This is a genomic window from Marisediminicola antarctica (assembly GCF_009930795.1).
GTDB classification, from domain to species: Bacteria; Actinomycetota; Actinomycetes; order Actinomycetales; family Microbacteriaceae; genus Marisediminicola; species Marisediminicola antarctica.
Genome location: NZ_CP017146.1, coordinates 2,911,900 through 2,926,257, shown reverse-complemented (window position 1 = coordinate 2,926,257; position 14,358 = coordinate 2,911,900). Strand labels below are relative to the sequence as shown.

Below are 14,358 nucleotides of genomic sequence, written 5' to 3'. Positions count from 1 at the left end.
ATTGATTGCCCGCCGTCAGCGGTTCGCCGACCGCCACAGGTGCATGCCGGCGTAGCTGCGCCAGGGGGCCCAGCGCTCGCCGTGCGCGGCGAGTCCGGACCGCGTTGCCGGGAGTCCGAGGTGGGCGGCGCTCTTCAGCATCACGAGGTCACCGCTGATGAGCACGTCCGGATTGCCGAGAACGCGCAGTGCGACATAACCGGCGGTCCACGGACCGATACCGGGCATCGCGACCAGCCTCGCGGTCAGCTCGCTCGCCGGCATCCCCACATCGATGACGAGCGATCCGTTTGCCAGGGCCTCGGCCACCCCGATGATCGCCGCGACCCTCGGGGCCGGGCCGCGCAGGACTCGCCTGCCCTCCTCGGCCAGCTGGGTCGCGGTGGGAAACAGCCCGCTGGCGCCGCACAGATCGAGGCAGATTCGCGCGAGCACAGTGCGGGCGGCAGCCACCGAGACCTGCTGGCCGATGAGCGTGCGGAACAGGGTCTCCTCCGCGTCGAGGCTGCCAGGCAGGCGCACGCCGGGGTTGCGGGCCACCGAGGAGGCAAGCGCCGGGTCTCGGGACAGGGCCTCGTCGATTGCCGCCGAGTCTGCATCGAGGTCGAACAGGCGCCGCACACGCGCGACGAGGGTCGAGAGGTCGGCGACGTTGTCGAGCCGGGCGGCGCAGGTGACGACGCTCCTCCCGGTGTGCCCCCGATCAAGTCCGAGCTCGATTGTCGCGGTGCCGCGAGGAAGGCGCACGCGTCGGGCGTAGTGCGTGGCCCCTCCCGATTCCACCCCCGCGATCGCGTGATCGGCGAAGAAGCGCAGGAGGCCCTCGCCATCGAACGGCGGGCGCGCGGGAAGGCGCAGGCTGACGGCCGTCGCCCCTCCCTGGGGCGTTTGGTTCGGTGCGGGGGTGCGGAGCGCGGGGGTGCGGAGTTGGGTCGGGGTGCGTTCGTAGACGGCGGCGATCGTCTCGTTGAACTGGCGCACGCTCGAGAATCCGGCGGCGAAGGCGATATCGGCGATCGGCAGGTCGGTCGCCGCCAGCAGTGTCCTCGCCGTCTGCGCCCGGTGGGCGCGCGCGAGGGCGAGGGGGCCGGCCCCGAGCTCCTGTACGAGCACCCGGGTCAGGTGGCGCGGCGTGTAGCCCAGGGTCTTTGCGAGTCCCGGCACTCCGCCCCGATCCACCGTGCCGTCCGCGATCAATCGCATCGCGCGCGACGCGAGGTCGTCACGCGAGTTCCACTCCGGGGAACCGGGCACGGCATCGGGCTGGCATCGCTTGCATGCCCGCAGGCCCGCCTCGTGGGCCGCGGCCGCGGTGCGGTAGAAGGTGACGTTGCTCGCCTTGGGGGTGAGTGCGGGGCAGCTGGGGCGGCAGTAGATTCCGGTTGAGCGAACCCCGGTGATGAATTGGCCATCGAAGCGGGCATCGCGGCTCGACACCGCCGCGTATCTCGAGGCGAAGAGTGGATCGGATGGACCGACCGCGGCGCTGAAGCTCACCCATTGACTGTGGCACGGCCCGGTGGCGATCGCCAGCGGGAATCGGACATGACCGCATCCGGCCGGCACGCGGATTTGTGCACCCGTTCTCATCTACAGTGAAACGAAATGGACCCCCAACACGCAGGCGTCGTCGTCATCGGCAGCGCCAACATGGACATCGTCTTCGCGCTGGACCGCGCGCCGTCGCCCGGCGAGACGGTCCTCGCAAACTCCGCAGCGCTCTATCCTGGCGGAAAGGGCCTGAATCAGGCGGTCGCCGCCGCCCGAGCCGGGGCACCCACCGCCTTCGTCGGCGCACTCGGCAGCGACGACCACGGCGACGCGCTCGCCGAGGTCCTCTCCGCGGACGGCATCGGCGCTGATCTCGTGCGGCGCTCCACGGCGCCGACGGGGCAGGCCTTCATCGTCGTGGATGGCAACGGCGAGAATACGATCATCGTCGCATCCGGCGCGAACGCGACCATGCTCAACCTCGCGAGCGAGGCACGGGCGGCGATCGCCGAGGCGGCGGTGCTCCTCATGCAGCTCGAACTCCCGCTCCCGATTGTGATCGAGGCCGCGGCGGCAGCCCGCTCGGCAGGCACCACGGTCATGCTCAACGCCGCACCGGCCCGGAAGTTGCCCGACGAGATCCTCGACCACCTCGACTACCTCATCGTGAACGAGCACGAGGCGTGCCTCGTCGCCGGCGACGACGATCTCGATCGCGCCTCCTCCGCGCTCGCCGCACGCGTGCCGCGGCTCATCGTGACGCTCGGCTCGCAGGGGTCGGTGCTCTACGCCGATCGTGTTGAAGCGGGACGGGTTGCCGCCTCCGTCGTGACCGCGGTCGACACCACCGGCGCCGGCGACACCTACTGCGGTGCGTTCGCCGCCGCGATCGCACAGGGGCTCGACCTGACCGCGGCGGCCGCATTCGCGAGCGCCGCGGCTGCCCTGTCGGTGCAGGCGCTCGGGGCCGTGCCGTCTATTCCCACCCGCGCGCGCATCGAGGCGATGATCGGGAAGATGGCGGGGTGGTGATCCAGCCTCGCGACGGCGGCGACGGTGCAGCCGTCGTCGGCGCGCTGCGCTCGGCCCTCGGCGATGCGGTGTCGGTGGACACGGGGGTCCTCGACGCTGCGAGAGCCGACAAGTCGGGGCATCGCTCACAGTCCGCGCCCCTCGCAGTGGTCTTCGCCGCCTCGATCGCCGATGTGCAGGCCACCCTGCGGATCGCGACGGCACATCGGGTTCCGGTCGTGACGCGAGGGGCGGGCACCGGGCTCGCCGGCGGCAGCATCGCCGGCGCGGGGGAGATCGTCCTGTCGACGATTCGGATGAATCGGGTGCTCGAGATCGCCCCCGCCGACGAGCTCGCCGTCGTCGAGCCCGGCGTCATCAACGCCGACCTGAACGTCGCCCTCGAGGGGCACGGACTCTGGTTCGCCCCGGACCCCGCGAGCAAGGCCATTTCGACGATCGGCGGCAATATCGCGACGGGCGCCGGCGGTCTGCTCTGCGCGAAGTACGGCGTGACCCGCGAGGCGGTGCTCGGTCTCAAGGTCGTGCGCTCCGACGGCGCGCTGCTCGAGCTCGGCCATCGCAGCGTGAAGGGGGTTACAGGGCTCGACCTCACCGCTCTGATGATCGGCTCCGAGGGCACGCTCGGCGTGATCGTCGAGGCGACCGTCAAACTCCTGCCGGTTCCGAGCGGGACCGCCTGGACCATCGGGTCCTGGTTCGCCGATGTGCGCACCGCGGCGGCGGCATCCGCAGCCATCACGGCCGCGCGGGCCCGGCCAGCGGTGATGGAGCTTCTCGACGCGCGCGCCGTCGAGTTGATTGGCGCCTACCTCGGGCTTCCGGCGCAGGGTGGCCGGGCGTACCTGCTCGTGCAGACCGACGGGTCGGCCAGCGAGTCGGAGGCCGCGCTCGCCGCGTCGATCATCACCGAGCTGGGCGGGGACGCGAGCCTCACCGACGATCCCGACGCGGGGGAGCGGCTGCTCTCGATCCGCCGGGCCTTTCACCCGGCGATGGAGGCCTATGCCCTGGTGCAGGCCGCCACCGGCACCGGAAGCGTGCTCATCGAGGACGTGGCGGTGCCCAGATCACGGCTCGCGGAGATGTTTGACGCGATCAGCGGCATCGAGTCGCGGCACGACCTCGTCATCCCCACCGTCGCGCACGCCGGAGACGGCAACCTGCATCCCAATTTCCTCTTCTCCGGAGATGTCGTCCCCGATCGGGTCTGGTCCGCGGCAGGCGAGCTGTTCGAGGCGGCGCTGGCCCTCGGCGGCACTCTCACCGGTGAGCACGGGATCGGCCTGCTCAAGAAGCGCTGGCTCGGTGACGAGCTCGGCTCCGACCAGCTTGCCCTGCAGAGGCAGATCAAGGACGTCTTCGACCCACTGAACATCCTCAACCCCGGCAAGGTCTTCCCATGAACTCGACCCCCGCATCCGACAGCGCCGGCGGCTACCGTCCCATCGTCGCCAACCCACATCCGGTCCCAGCCGCGCAGGTCACCGTTCCGCGAACCAAGTCCGATCCCATCTTCGTGGTCGCGACTCTCGGCTTTGCACTGCTCGCGATTGTGGGAGTGGCCGTCGCCGCGTACCTCGTGTATGCGCTCGGCAGCCAGGCCGCAACGATCGCTTTCGTGCTGGCGCTCGTGCCGCTCGCCATCGTGCTCGGCACGGTCGCCTGGATCGATCGGTGGGAGCCGGAGCCGCGCGCCGCGCTGATCTTCGCGCTGCTCTGGGGGGCGGCAGCATCGGTCGGGATCGCCCTGATCTTCTCGTTTATCGCGCAAATCGGCCAGGCGCTCGCCGGAATCGACGACAGCTACGCCACGGTGTTCTTCAGCGCGGTGATCCAGGCGCCCGTCGTCGAGGAGGTCAGCAAGGGGTTCGGTATCCTGCTGCTGTTCTGGGTCTTCCGCCGGCACTTTGACGGCCCGGTCGACGGGCTCGTGTACGGCGCGATGATCGGCGTCGGATTCGCTTTCACCGAGAATGTGCAATATTTCGGCCTCGCTCTCACCGGCACCGACTTCGCGCGAGTCAGCGAGATCTTTTTCCTGCGCGGAATTCTCTCCCCGTTCGCCCACGTCATGTTCACGGCGTGCACGGGCATAATCCTCGGGGTCGCCTCCCGGCGCGCGAGCGGAGCCGGCGCGATCGGGTACTTCCTGATCGGTCTCGTGCCCGCAATCGTCCTGCACGCGTTCTGGAACGGAATGTCGGTCATCGTCAGCGACTTCTACGGGTACTACCTCGTGGTTCAGGTTCCGCTGTTCCTGCTCGGGATCGCCTTTGTGTACTTTCTTCGCAGGGCGGAGCAGCGGGTGACCGCGGACCGGCTCGCTGAGTACGCCGCCGCCGGCTGGTTCACGACGGGGGAGGTCGCGATGCTGTCGACGGCGACGGGCAGGGCGAGAGCGAGGGTCTGGGCCGAGCGGCACCGCCTGGGCAAGCCCTTCGCCGACTTTACCCGCACCGCAACACGGTTGGCCTTCGCCCGCCAGCGCCTTATCTCGAGCCGCGACCGGATTGGAGCGCAGCACGCTGAGGCGACGTTGCTCGCCCGCATCACGACCGACCGGCTCGCCCTCGCCGGACTGCCGCCCATGCCGTAGTGCCATCGACCGGCAGTAGCACGGCGCGGCGGGAATCGCGTCGAAACGGGCAGTGGTCGGAGGTGCCCGATTGGGCACGTAAACTTGCATGCTGGAATTCGGGAGATGTGAGTCGTGACAAAGAGCGAACTGGAACGCGAGCGGGAGTACGTCTCAGGCCTGTACGCGCGCCTGGACGAACTGCAGGATCTGGCGACGATGCAGCTGGGTCAGGTGCGCAGGCAGGACGTCGGAGGTAACCATCAGAGCCGCTCCGAGCGCGACGCGTTCGCGCGGATCTACGAGGACCGCATCGTGCAGCTGCGCGAGGTCAACGAGCGTCTCGCCTTTGGCCGGATCGAGCTGGAAGCCACGGCATCCGACGACGTGGACGGTGACGTCCACCGCTACATCGGCCGGATCGGACTGCGCGATGCCGACCTGAAGCCGGTACTGCTGGACTGGCGGGTACCGCAGGCGAGCGCGTTCTATCAGGCGACCGCGGCGAACCCGCTCGGCACCAGGGCCCGGCGTCACCTGATCTCGGCCGGGCGCAACATCACGCGCATCGAGGATGAGGTCTTCGACGCCGAGCTGCTGGGCGAGGCCGGGCTCGAACTCCAGGGGGAAGGGGCGCTACTCGCCGCGCTCACCGCCGAGCGGACCGGCCGAATGTCCGACATCGTCGCGACGATCCAGGCCGAACAGGACCGCATCATCCGGTCCGACCTCAAGGGAATCCTCGTCGTCCAGGGCGGGCCCGGCACCGGCAAGACGGCAGTGGCCCTGCACCGCGCCGCCTACCTGCTGTACTCGCACCGTGAGCGGCTGCGCAACTCGGGCGTGCTCATCGTCGGTCCCTCGCGATCGTTCCTGCAGTACATCGAGGCCGTTCTGCCGTCGCTCGGCGAGACGGGTGTTGTGCTCGCGAGCGTCGGCCAGCTGTTCCCGGGCATCGACGCCGCCACCGAGGATGCGCCGGCCGTCGCGGTAGTCAAGGGATCCGCCGCCATGGCGGAGCTCATCGCGCGCGCCGTGAAGTCGCGGCAGCGTGTGCCCGCGGCCGCGCAGGAACTCGAGGTCAACGGCGACCGGCTCACCCTCGACCCCCAGCTGATCTCGAACGCGATGCACCGGGCGCTGCAGAGCCGCAAGCCGTACAACGAGGCGCGGGTCGTGTTCGTCAAGAATGCCCTCGCCCAGCTCACTCGGCAGTGGGCCGACCAGCTTCGCTCGCAGGGCAACTCGGTCGACGAGTCGGACCACTCCATGCTGCGCGAGGATCTGCGCTCGTCAATGGACGTGCGCGTCGCCCTGAACACGGCGTGGCTTCCGCTCACCCCGGAGAAGCTCGTGCAGGACCTCTACGCGCGGCCGCAGTGGCTCGCCGAGCTCACCCCCGGCTGGACGGACGAGAAGAGGGCGTTGCTGCGCCGCGGCCGCGATGCGCCGTTCACTGTGTCCGACATCCCACTGCTCGACGAGGCGGCGGAGCTGCTCGGGGAGTACGACGTGGTGAACGCGGCAGAGAAGCGCGAAGCGAAGCAGCAGCGGAGGCGCGACATCGAGAACGCCGAACGCGCCATCGAGAACATGGATGTTGCCGGGCAGGTCAACGCGGAGGACCTCGCCGACGGCTTCGCCGAAGGGATGGCCAAGGGCACGACCGCCGAGCGCGCCGCCGCCGACCGTCGGTGGACGTACGGCCACATCGTCGTGGACGAGGCGCAGGAGCTCTCGCCCATGCAGTGGCGGCTGCTGCTGCGACGCTGCCCGCTGCGCTCCTTCACGATCGTCGGCGACATCGCGCAAGCGGCGTCCGCCTCGGCCTCTTCCGATTGGCAGTCCGCGCTGCGAACCCTCATCGGCTCGTCGGAGCAGGGCGAGAGGTGGCGGCTCGAGGAGCTCACGGTGAACTACCGCACCCCGAGTCAGATCAGTGCCGCAGCGGAGCGGATGGCCATCACGCACGGGCTTGCCGTGACGCCGTCGACGGCGGTACGCGAGAGCAAGTGGCCGATCCGGGTCACCGAGTCGCTGCTCGACGCCGTCCGCCACGACCGCGCGATCTCAACCGAGGGCACACTCGCCGTGATCGCGCCAGCAGGCGAGGTTCGCAACGTGTTTGCGCAGCTGCGAACCGAGTTCGCTGACCACATCGGGCTCGGTTCCCACGGACTGACCCGTTCCATCGCGGTTCTCAGCCCGCAGGACGCGAAGGGGCTCGAGTTCGACTCGGTCGTCATCGTCGATCCGCGCGGGGTCGTCAGCGAAAGCGAGCGGGGTGCGGGTGCACTGTACGTCGCGATGACCAGGCCCACCCAGCGACTCACCCTCGTCACCGACGGCGATCTGCCGAAGGGCGTGCTCGAGGCCTAGACCGTCTGCACGATGAAGCTGCGAGACTTGAGCGCATGTCTTTCCTGAGCGACGACCTCCTCGCGCGCATCCATGCCCGCGCACCCGACTACGACCGCAACAACGCGTTCTTCAGTGACGACCTCGTCGAGCTCACGGGAGCAGGCTACCTTGCCGCCCTCGTGCCGGCCGAGTTCGGCGGCGCGGGCCTGTCGCTGTGCGACGTGGTGCACGAGCAGGCGCGGCTCGCGCGCGCCGCGCCCGCGACGGCGCTCGCGATCGGAATGCACCTGATCTGGACCGCTGTCGCCAAGACCTTGCACGAGCGCGGCGACGGAAGCCTCGACTTCGTGCTGCGCGACGCGGCGGCAGGGGAACTGTTCGCCTTTGCCATCAGCGAGGCAGGCAACGATCTCGTGCTCTTCGCGAGCTCGACCGAGGCTGCGCCACTGCCCGGCGGCGGTTACGCCTTCACCGGAACGAAGGTCTTCACGAGCCTCTCGCCGGCCTGGACACGCCTCGGCACCTTCGGGCTGGACGCGACATCGGCCGACGCCCCCAAGCTTGTCCACGCCGTCATCACCCGCGACAGCCCCGGCATCACCGTGCACGACGACTGGAACACGCTCGGCATGCGCGCTACCCAGAGCCGCACCACCACGCTCGACGGTGCGACCGCTGAGGCGTGGCGGGTATACCGGCGCCTCGACCCCGGGCCCAGCGCGGATCCGCTCATCCTCGCGATCTTCACCAACTTCGAGATCCTCATCGCCGCCGTCTACGCCGGCATCGGCGACCGCGCGCTCGAGCTGGCGGTGCAGGCGACCACCCGGGTCTCCCGTTCGACAGGCGCTGCGAAGAGCCAGGATCCGCTGATGCGGATGAAGATCGCGCGGGCCGCGATGGCGCAGGACGCGGTGTGGCCGCGCCTGGAGGCGCTCGCGGACGACGTTGACAACCGGGTCGACCACGGCGACCAGTGGTTCCGCAAGGCCGCGGGCCTCAAGCTCGCGGCTACCCAGTCGGCCAGGATCGTCGTCGACGAGGCTATCTCCGTCGCCGGGGGTGCCAGCTTCGCCGCCGACAGCGAACTCAGCCGCCTCTACCGCGACGTGCTCGCGGGTGGCTTCCACCCCAGCACCGCCGATTCAGCCCACCAGGCGGTGGCGACGGCGCTGCTCGGACCGATCGCCAAGTGACGCCCCGCTCCGGCCGCAGCTCGCGCGGCATCTAGTCTGGACCGATCATGAACGACACCGCCGTGCCCCTCCCGTTCGACCGCCCCGGCGACCTGCCCCTCGACGACGACGCCGTCGTCTGGTCCGACCGGCTCCTGCCGGGCGACACGCGGCCTCTCGTGGTGTTGCTGCACGGCCGGGGATCGAACGAACGCGACCTCTTCTCGCTCGTGCCGGTGCTACCGCAGGATGCCGTCTACGCGTCCGTGCGCGCCCCACTCCCACACGTCGGTGGTGCGCCGGGCGACAGTTGGACCTGGTTCCGCTCCGGCCTTCCCGGGTCTCCCGATCCCGCAAGCGCGATCGCTGCAACCGCCGGCGTGCTCGACTGGCTCGCGCGGGTTGCGCCGAATTCGCGCGTCGCCGCCGTGGGATTCTCCCAGGGCGGTGCTTTGACCACCCAGCTGCTCCGTCATGCACCCCACCGGTTCGAGAGCTTCGTGAACCTCGCGGGCTTCTCGATCGAGGGCGGGGCGGATGCTGAGCAGGACATGCTCCTCGCCGCCGCCGCACGACCGGTGTTCTGGGGACGTGACCCCGCAGACCCGGTGATCCCGGCGGACGCGATCGAGCGCACGATGCGATGGCTGCCCGACCACTCGCAGCTCACCGTGCGTGAATACCCCGGCATCGGGCACTCGATATCCCGCGACGAGATCGCCGACGTCGCGCAGTTCCTGCGCCGTACGCTGCTGCGGTAGACCGACGTGCGCCCGGCCCCGGCCGGAGCGCGTAGCGTTGACCGGATGATCCGCGAGCAGGCCAGCAACCACGTGCATAAACTCATGGACAGCTACCCGGGCTTCCCCTCGCCCGGCATCCTGTTCCGCGACCTCACCCCCGTCTTCGCCGACCCGATCGCATTCCGCGCCGTGATCGACGCGCTCATGCACGACGCTCTCACCGCTGACGGCGCCGCCGACGTCGTGGCCATCGCGGGGGTCGAGGCGCGAGGCTTCCTGCTGGCAGCAGCCGGTGCCTACAGTGCCGGCCTGGGCGTCGTCGCCGTGCGCAAGGCCGGCAAGCTTCCCGGCGATGTGCTGGCGCAGAGCTACGACCTCGAATACGGCACGGCCGAGCTCGAACTGCACGAGGGCCGGCTCCCGGCCGGCTCACGAGTGCTGCTCGTCGACGACCTGCTCGCCACCGGCGGAACCCTGGCCGCGGCGGCGAGCCTCGTGGAGCGCGCCGGCTACGTCGTGGCCGGCATCCGCATCGTTCTCGAGCTGGACGGGCTCGGGGGCCGTGACCGGCTCACCGGATACGACGTCCAGAGCATCGCACACTGCTGACACCGACTCGCAGCTGGCCTGGTGGCGCCAGCGGGGGGCCCCGAACTGGGGGCGCTCCCACCCGCTCTCGGGGGGTTTTGGAACCGCGACCCGGTTGACAAGGTTGTGTGTGGGACGGTCATCATCCAATTCGGGTGGTCTGGTGTCGCTCTCGAGATCGGGAATGACATGGCGCAACCTCCGGAGTCGGCCGGGGCGGTTCACTCCGCCTCCCTGCGCGATCGAGTGCCGGCGCACGGCGCCATGACAGGGTTCCTGGCCTCCCACGACCAGGCCCCTCCGCCGTCGAGACTCGCCCGCAGCTTCGGCGCGAGTCCGCTGGACGAGGAGAGCGGCCGGCGGTATCGGCGCGTGCTCGGCGAGCTCGGCGTGGGCGAGTCCCTCGCGAGACTTGATTCGCGCTGGACAGTGCTGCACGCGATCCCGCAGGGCGAGGGCCAGGTCGACATCGACCATCTGGCGATCGGACCGGCCGGAGTTCTCTGCATCCGAACGATCGATGTCGGGCAGCAGATCGTCTCGGTCGCGCGGGGCGCCCTGTGGGTCGCCGGGATCAGATCGTCCCATCTGCGGGAATCTGAGTTCGAGGTGGGGCGGGCCGAGCGCGCCCTCGGGATGGCACAGGGCGCGCAGGTCAAGGCGATCGGCGTGATCGTGGTCGTCGACCCTCACAGCATCACCGTTCGTGACATGCCGCGGGATGTCGTCGTCGTCGACCCTGCTGGTCTCGTCGGGGCCCTCGAGGGGCTTCCGGACTGCCTGGACGAGCACGAGATCAGACTGCTCGTCGCACATGCGGAGAAGCCCAGCACCTGGCTCGGCATCGTGTCCGTGCCGCAGGATGGCGACGAGCTCCGCACCCGATTCGCCTCGGTCTGCAGTCAGGTCCACACCGCGCGCGCCGTGCGGCGCCTGTGGATCGTCGCGATCAGCACTGCGCTGCTCGGTGTGGTGTTTCTCGCTGCCTGGGGGATAGTGCTCGCGACGACAGCGAACTACGCCGGGCGCTGATCGGGCAGTTCCAAGCTGCCGTTGAGATTGGGGCCGTACCGTAGTGTGCACGTGCTTCGGCACGCGTCCCACGATCGGACCCGGTCGGTGTCCAGCATGACTGAGTTCGGTTCACTCGGCGACGAGGCGACTCCTAAGCGCCCGTGTGCACTGTCTGCGTCGAGTGGCGGGGTCCCGGCTGCCCAGAGTCCGGGCCCCCGTCGCGGGGCATCCAGCGAAGCCGGGCATCCAGCGACGAAAGTCGCGAACGGACTTCGTGTCCCCCATGTCCCCCGATCGGGGAACCCCCGGAGTGGGGATGTTTCTGAGGTGCTGACATGCAGCATCATGGTCCTACGACGCTTTCCGGGGGGGAAGCGAAGTAGATCATTCGGGGGAATGGTCTGTGGGTCATTCGGGGGAATGATCAGTGCCGAAAGGCGCGGAATGGACCGGAAGCCGGGGGCTTCCGGTCCATCACTCTTTCTCGTGCTGGTTGACCGCGTCGCGCACCCGGTCGACAAGTAGGCGCCACGGGCCGGTCAGATCCTGCTCCGGCAGCGTGATGCGTCGGCGGGACACCCCGATCCGGTAGACATAGCGGTCGGGGTGTACCGCCGAACGATGACGCGGCTGCCACGGCAGCTGTTCAACGAGCCGGATCCACGAATCGGGGTCGCCCTGCTCCTCGACGCGCACCACCCACTCGCGTGTCAGCCCTGCAATGCCGCCACTGCGGGTCACCGTGATCTTCATGGCTGGCCTCACTGCCCGGTCACATGCCCAGGCCGACGGTCGCCCACGCCTCGGTCACCGCGGCGTGCTCGATCGAGTGGGCGCCGAACCGGTCGGCGGCCGCACCCGCCGTCGCCCGGGCGAAGGTGATGAAGTCGCTGGATGCCGGAATCGTGCCGCCCGAAACCGTGTCGTACCAGATCTGGCCGGCCGAGCTCCACGCGTCGCCGCCGATCGCCGCCGCCGCGAGGTAGAACGCGCGGTTGGGGATGCCCGAATTGAGGTGCACGCCCCCATTGTCGCTCACGGTGTCGATGTAGCCGTTCATGGAGTCTGGCTGAGGGTCCTTGCCGAGAATGTCGTCGTCATAGGCCGTTCCCGGGGCCTTCATCGAGCGCAGGCCCAGCCCCTGGACCCGATCCGTGAACAGCCCGGCGCCGATGATCCAGCTTGCGGTCTCCGCGGTGTGACCGAGCACGCGCTGCTCGACCAGGGCCCCGAAGACGTCGGAGATCGACTCGTTGAGCGCGCCGGACTGGCCCCGGTAGATCAGGTTCGCGGTGTACTGGGTGACGCCGTGGGCGAGTTCGTGCCCGATCACGCTCAGCGAGGCGGTGAACCGGCCGAAGACCATTCCGTCTCCGTCGCCGAAGACCATGCGTTGCCCGTCCCAGAATGCGTTTTCGTAGTCGCGTCCGAAGTGCACGGTGCCGAGCAGAGGGAGGTTGTCGTCGTCGATGGATGCGCGGCCATAGACCTCGCGGAAGAGCGCGTGCGTGTGGCCGAACCCGTCGTAGGCCTCACCCACGGCAATGTCAGGGCCGGCCTGCTCACCCTCAGACCGCACAAGGGTGCCTGGCAGGGTCTCGGACTGCTCGGCGTCGAAGATAGAGCGTGCGGGAGGTTCGAGGCGGCGTGCGCCGCGCCGCGCCCCCTCCTCGCCCGCGACGGCCCGTTTCTGGCGGATCGACTCGTCCATCGCGAGGGACTCGCGAGCGGCCTGCGCGACGTGCGCCATCGCCGGGTCTTCGAGCGTGGTGAGTCGCCTGAGCAGATATGGGGGAACGATCGTGTGCCTCATTGGTCGATGGTGCCACGCGCCCCCGACACCCGGTAGCCCGCTGTGATGGATCGCGCCCGGACATGGTGCGAGACTTGAGTAATTGACTCTCGAAGATGCACGCTGGAAGGATGAACACCATCGATGTGATCGTCGTAGGGTCCGGGCCGAACGGGATGGCCGCCGCCGTCACGATGGCCAGGGCGGGGCTCTCGGTGCGCGTGTACGAGCGCAACCCCACGATCGGTGGAGGCGCCCGCACCGTCGAATCGACTCTCCCCGGTTTTCGGCATGACATTTGCTCGGCGGTGCATCCGATGGCGCTCGCCTCCGGCTTCTTCCAGAAGTTCCAGCTGGACCGGCGCATCAAGCTCCTCCTGCCCGAGATCTCCTACGCGCATCCGCTTGACGACGGCAGGGCGGGGGTCGCGTGGCGCGACCTCGACCGCACCGCGGAGGGTCTCGGCCCCGACGGCCGCGCGTGGAAGCGACTGTTCGGCCCCCTCGTCGACCACGTCGCCGAGGTCGCCCAGTTCACCGGGTCGAACATGCTGCAGCTTCCCCGGCATCCGCTCACCGCGCTCCGCCTCGCGGCGCGCATCCTCGAGCAGGGCAGCCCCGCGTGGAACGCCCGCTTCGTCGAGGATGAGGCCCCGGCGATGCTCACGGGGGTCAACGCCCATTCGATCCGCCGGATGCCGAGCCTCGAGACCGCTGCCGTCGGGCTCGTTCTCGCAACCCACGCCCACGCGAAGGGCTGGCCGATCCCCGTCGGTGGGAGCCAGTCGATCATCGACGCGATGGCTGCGGACCTCATCGCCCACGGTGGAGAAATCGTCACCGACACCGAGGTCGCCTCCCTCGCCGAGCTGCCATCGGCCAGAGCCGTGATCCTCGATGTGAGCGCCCGGTCGCTCGCGTCCATCGCCGGCGACGCCCTCCCGGCGCGATACTCCAGGGCGCTGCGACGATTCCGCTACGGCAACGCCGCCGCGAAAGTCGACTTCGCCCTCAACGCGCCGGTGCCGTGGGCGAACGAGCACGTGCGCGCCGCCGGCACGGTGCACCTGGGCGGCTCCCGCGCGGAGCTGGCAGCGTCGGAGGCGGAGGTTGCCGCCGGCCGGCATCCGCGAAGTCCCTACGTGCTGGCGTCGCAACCGACCCTGCTCGACCGGTCGAGGGCACCCCTCGGTTTCCAGACGCTCTGGGCCTACACGCACGTGCCCGCAGGGTCGCCGGTCGACCCCACCGAAGCCATCACCGCGCAGATCGAGCGATACGCGCCCGGTTTCCGCGACGTGATCATCGCGTCGGCGAGCCAGACCGCGGTCGAGATGGAGCGCTACAACCCGAACTACGTTGGCGGCGATATCGCAGCCGGATCGCCGAGCCTCTGGCAGCTCGTCGCCCGCCCGGTGCTGTCGCCCGACCCGTGGCGCACTCCCGCACCGGGCCTCTACCTCTGTTCGTCGTCGACCCCGCCCGGCCCGGGCGTGCACGGGCTGCCCGGCTATTACGCCGCACGCAGCGCCCTCGCCGCGGAGTTCGGCATCACGACGCCTCCCCGCCTCGGACTGGACTGAC

The 14,358-nt window shown here is 69.6% G+C and carries 12 protein-coding genes; 9 read left to right on the top strand and 3 right to left on the bottom strand.

The window, feature by feature from the left end; translation table 11 throughout:
• Positions 1 to 15: 15 nt before the first annotated feature.
• A complete protein-coding gene (locus BHD05_RS13630) occupies positions 16 to 1,497 on the bottom strand; it encodes an AlkA N-terminal domain-containing protein (RefSeq protein WP_269467582.1) in 1,482 nt (493 codons plus the stop codon).
• Positions 1,498 to 1,605: 108 nt separating this feature from the next.
• Here BHD05_RS13630 and BHD05_RS13625 point away from each other — a divergent pair, with 108 nt between their 5' ends.
• The 8 genes from BHD05_RS13625 to BHD05_RS13590 all read left to right on the top strand — a co-directional run bounded on the left by BHD05_RS13625 (position 1,606) and on the right by BHD05_RS13590 (position 11,000).
• The gene (locus tag BHD05_RS13625; protein WP_161886907.1) at positions 1,606 to 2,523 is read left to right on the top strand and encodes a ribokinase; all 918 of its coding nucleotides are present in this window, start codon (positions 1,606 to 1,608) and stop codon (positions 2,521 to 2,523) included.
• Positions 2,517 to 3,929: an FAD-binding oxidoreductase gene (locus tag BHD05_RS13620; protein ID WP_418763811.1), complete on the top strand. Its 1,413-nt coding sequence runs from the start codon at positions 2,517 to 2,519 to the stop codon at positions 3,927 to 3,929. The genes BHD05_RS13625 and BHD05_RS13620 overlap by 7 nt, the downstream gene beginning before the upstream one ends.
• Positions 3,926 to 5,122, top strand: coding sequence for a PrsW family intramembrane metalloprotease (locus BHD05_RS13615; RefSeq protein ID WP_161886906.1), 1,197 nt, complete (start codon positions 3,926 to 3,928; stop codon positions 5,120 to 5,122). Before BHD05_RS13620 ends, BHD05_RS13615 begins: the two co-directional genes overlap by 4 nt.
• A 114-nt stretch (positions 5,123 to 5,236) precedes the next feature.
• Positions 5,237 to 7,480 (top strand): HelD family protein, encoded by a 2,244-nt coding sequence (locus tag BHD05_RS13610; RefSeq protein WP_236966554.1) that lies wholly within the window; start codon positions 5,237 to 5,239, stop codon positions 7,478 to 7,480.
• A 35-nt stretch (positions 7,481 to 7,515) separates the two neighbouring features.
• A complete protein-coding gene (locus tag BHD05_RS13605) occupies positions 7,516 to 8,658 on the top strand; it encodes an acyl-CoA dehydrogenase family protein (protein ID WP_161886905.1) in 1,143 nt (380 codons plus the stop codon).
• Between the two features lie 47 nt (positions 8,659 to 8,705).
• Entirely contained in the window at positions 8,706 to 9,398 is a 693-nt protein-coding gene (locus BHD05_RS13600) for an alpha/beta hydrolase (RefSeq protein WP_161886904.1), read from the top strand.
• A gap of 45 nt (positions 9,399 to 9,443) precedes the next feature.
• Positions 9,444 to 9,989 (top strand): adenine phosphoribosyltransferase, encoded by a 546-nt coding sequence (locus tag BHD05_RS13595; RefSeq protein ID WP_161886903.1) that lies wholly within the window; start codon positions 9,444 to 9,446, stop codon positions 9,987 to 9,989.
• Between the two features lie 168 nt (positions 9,990 to 10,157).
• Entirely contained in the window at positions 10,158 to 11,000 is an 843-nt protein-coding gene (locus BHD05_RS13590) for a nuclease-related domain-containing protein (RefSeq protein WP_161886902.1), read from the top strand.
• Positions 11,001 to 11,456: 456 nt separating this feature from the next.
• Here the strand turns inward: BHD05_RS13590 and BHD05_RS13585 are convergent, their stop codons facing one another.
• Together BHD05_RS13585 and BHD05_RS13580 are read right to left on the bottom strand one after the other, a co-directional pair.
• Positions 11,457 to 11,735, bottom strand: coding sequence for a protealysin inhibitor emfourin (locus BHD05_RS13585; protein ID WP_161886901.1), 279 nt, complete (start codon positions 11,733 to 11,735; stop codon positions 11,457 to 11,459).
• A 19-nt stretch (positions 11,736 to 11,754) separates the two neighbouring features.
• Complete coding sequence (locus BHD05_RS13580) at positions 11,755 to 12,795, bottom strand: M4 family metallopeptidase (protein WP_161886900.1); 1,041 nt, start codon at positions 12,793 to 12,795, stop codon at positions 11,755 to 11,757.
• 110 nt (positions 12,796 to 12,905) lie between these two features.
• Here BHD05_RS13580 and BHD05_RS13575 point away from each other — a divergent pair, with 110 nt between their 5' ends.
• Entirely contained in the window at positions 12,906 to 14,357 is a 1,452-nt protein-coding gene (locus tag BHD05_RS13575) for a phytoene desaturase family protein (protein WP_161886899.1), read from the top strand.
• Position 14,358: the final 1 nt, after the last annotated feature.

Coding starts and splice junctions, on each gene's coding strand:
- BHD05_RS13605 (WP_161886905.1), top strand. CDS start 7,516: ATGTCTTTCCTGAGCGACGACCTCCTCGCGCGCATCCATGCCCGCGCA.
- BHD05_RS13625 (WP_161886907.1), top strand. CDS start 1,606: ATGGACCCCCAACACGCAGGCGTCGTCGTCATCGGCAGCGCCAACATG.
- BHD05_RS13575 (WP_161886899.1), top strand. CDS start 12,906: ATGAACACCATCGATGTGATCGTCGTAGGGTCCGGGCCGAACGGGATG.
- BHD05_RS13600 (WP_161886904.1), top strand. CDS start 8,706: ATGAACGACACCGCCGTGCCCCTCCCGTTCGACCGCCCCGGCGACCTG.
- BHD05_RS13595 (WP_161886903.1), top strand. CDS start 9,444: ATGATCCGCGAGCAGGCCAGCAACCACGTGCATAAACTCATGGACAGC.
- BHD05_RS13585 (WP_161886901.1), bottom strand. CDS start 11,735: ATGAAGATCACGGTGACCCGCAGTGGCGGCATTGCAGGGCTGACACGC.
- BHD05_RS13590 (WP_161886902.1), top strand. CDS start 10,158: ATGGCGCAACCTCCGGAGTCGGCCGGGGCGGTTCACTCCGCCTCCCTG.
- BHD05_RS13615 (WP_161886906.1), top strand. CDS start 3,926: ATGAACTCGACCCCCGCATCCGACAGCGCCGGCGGCTACCGTCCCATC.
- BHD05_RS13580 (WP_161886900.1), bottom strand. CDS start 12,795: ATGAGGCACACGATCGTTCCCCCATATCTGCTCAGGCGACTCACCACG.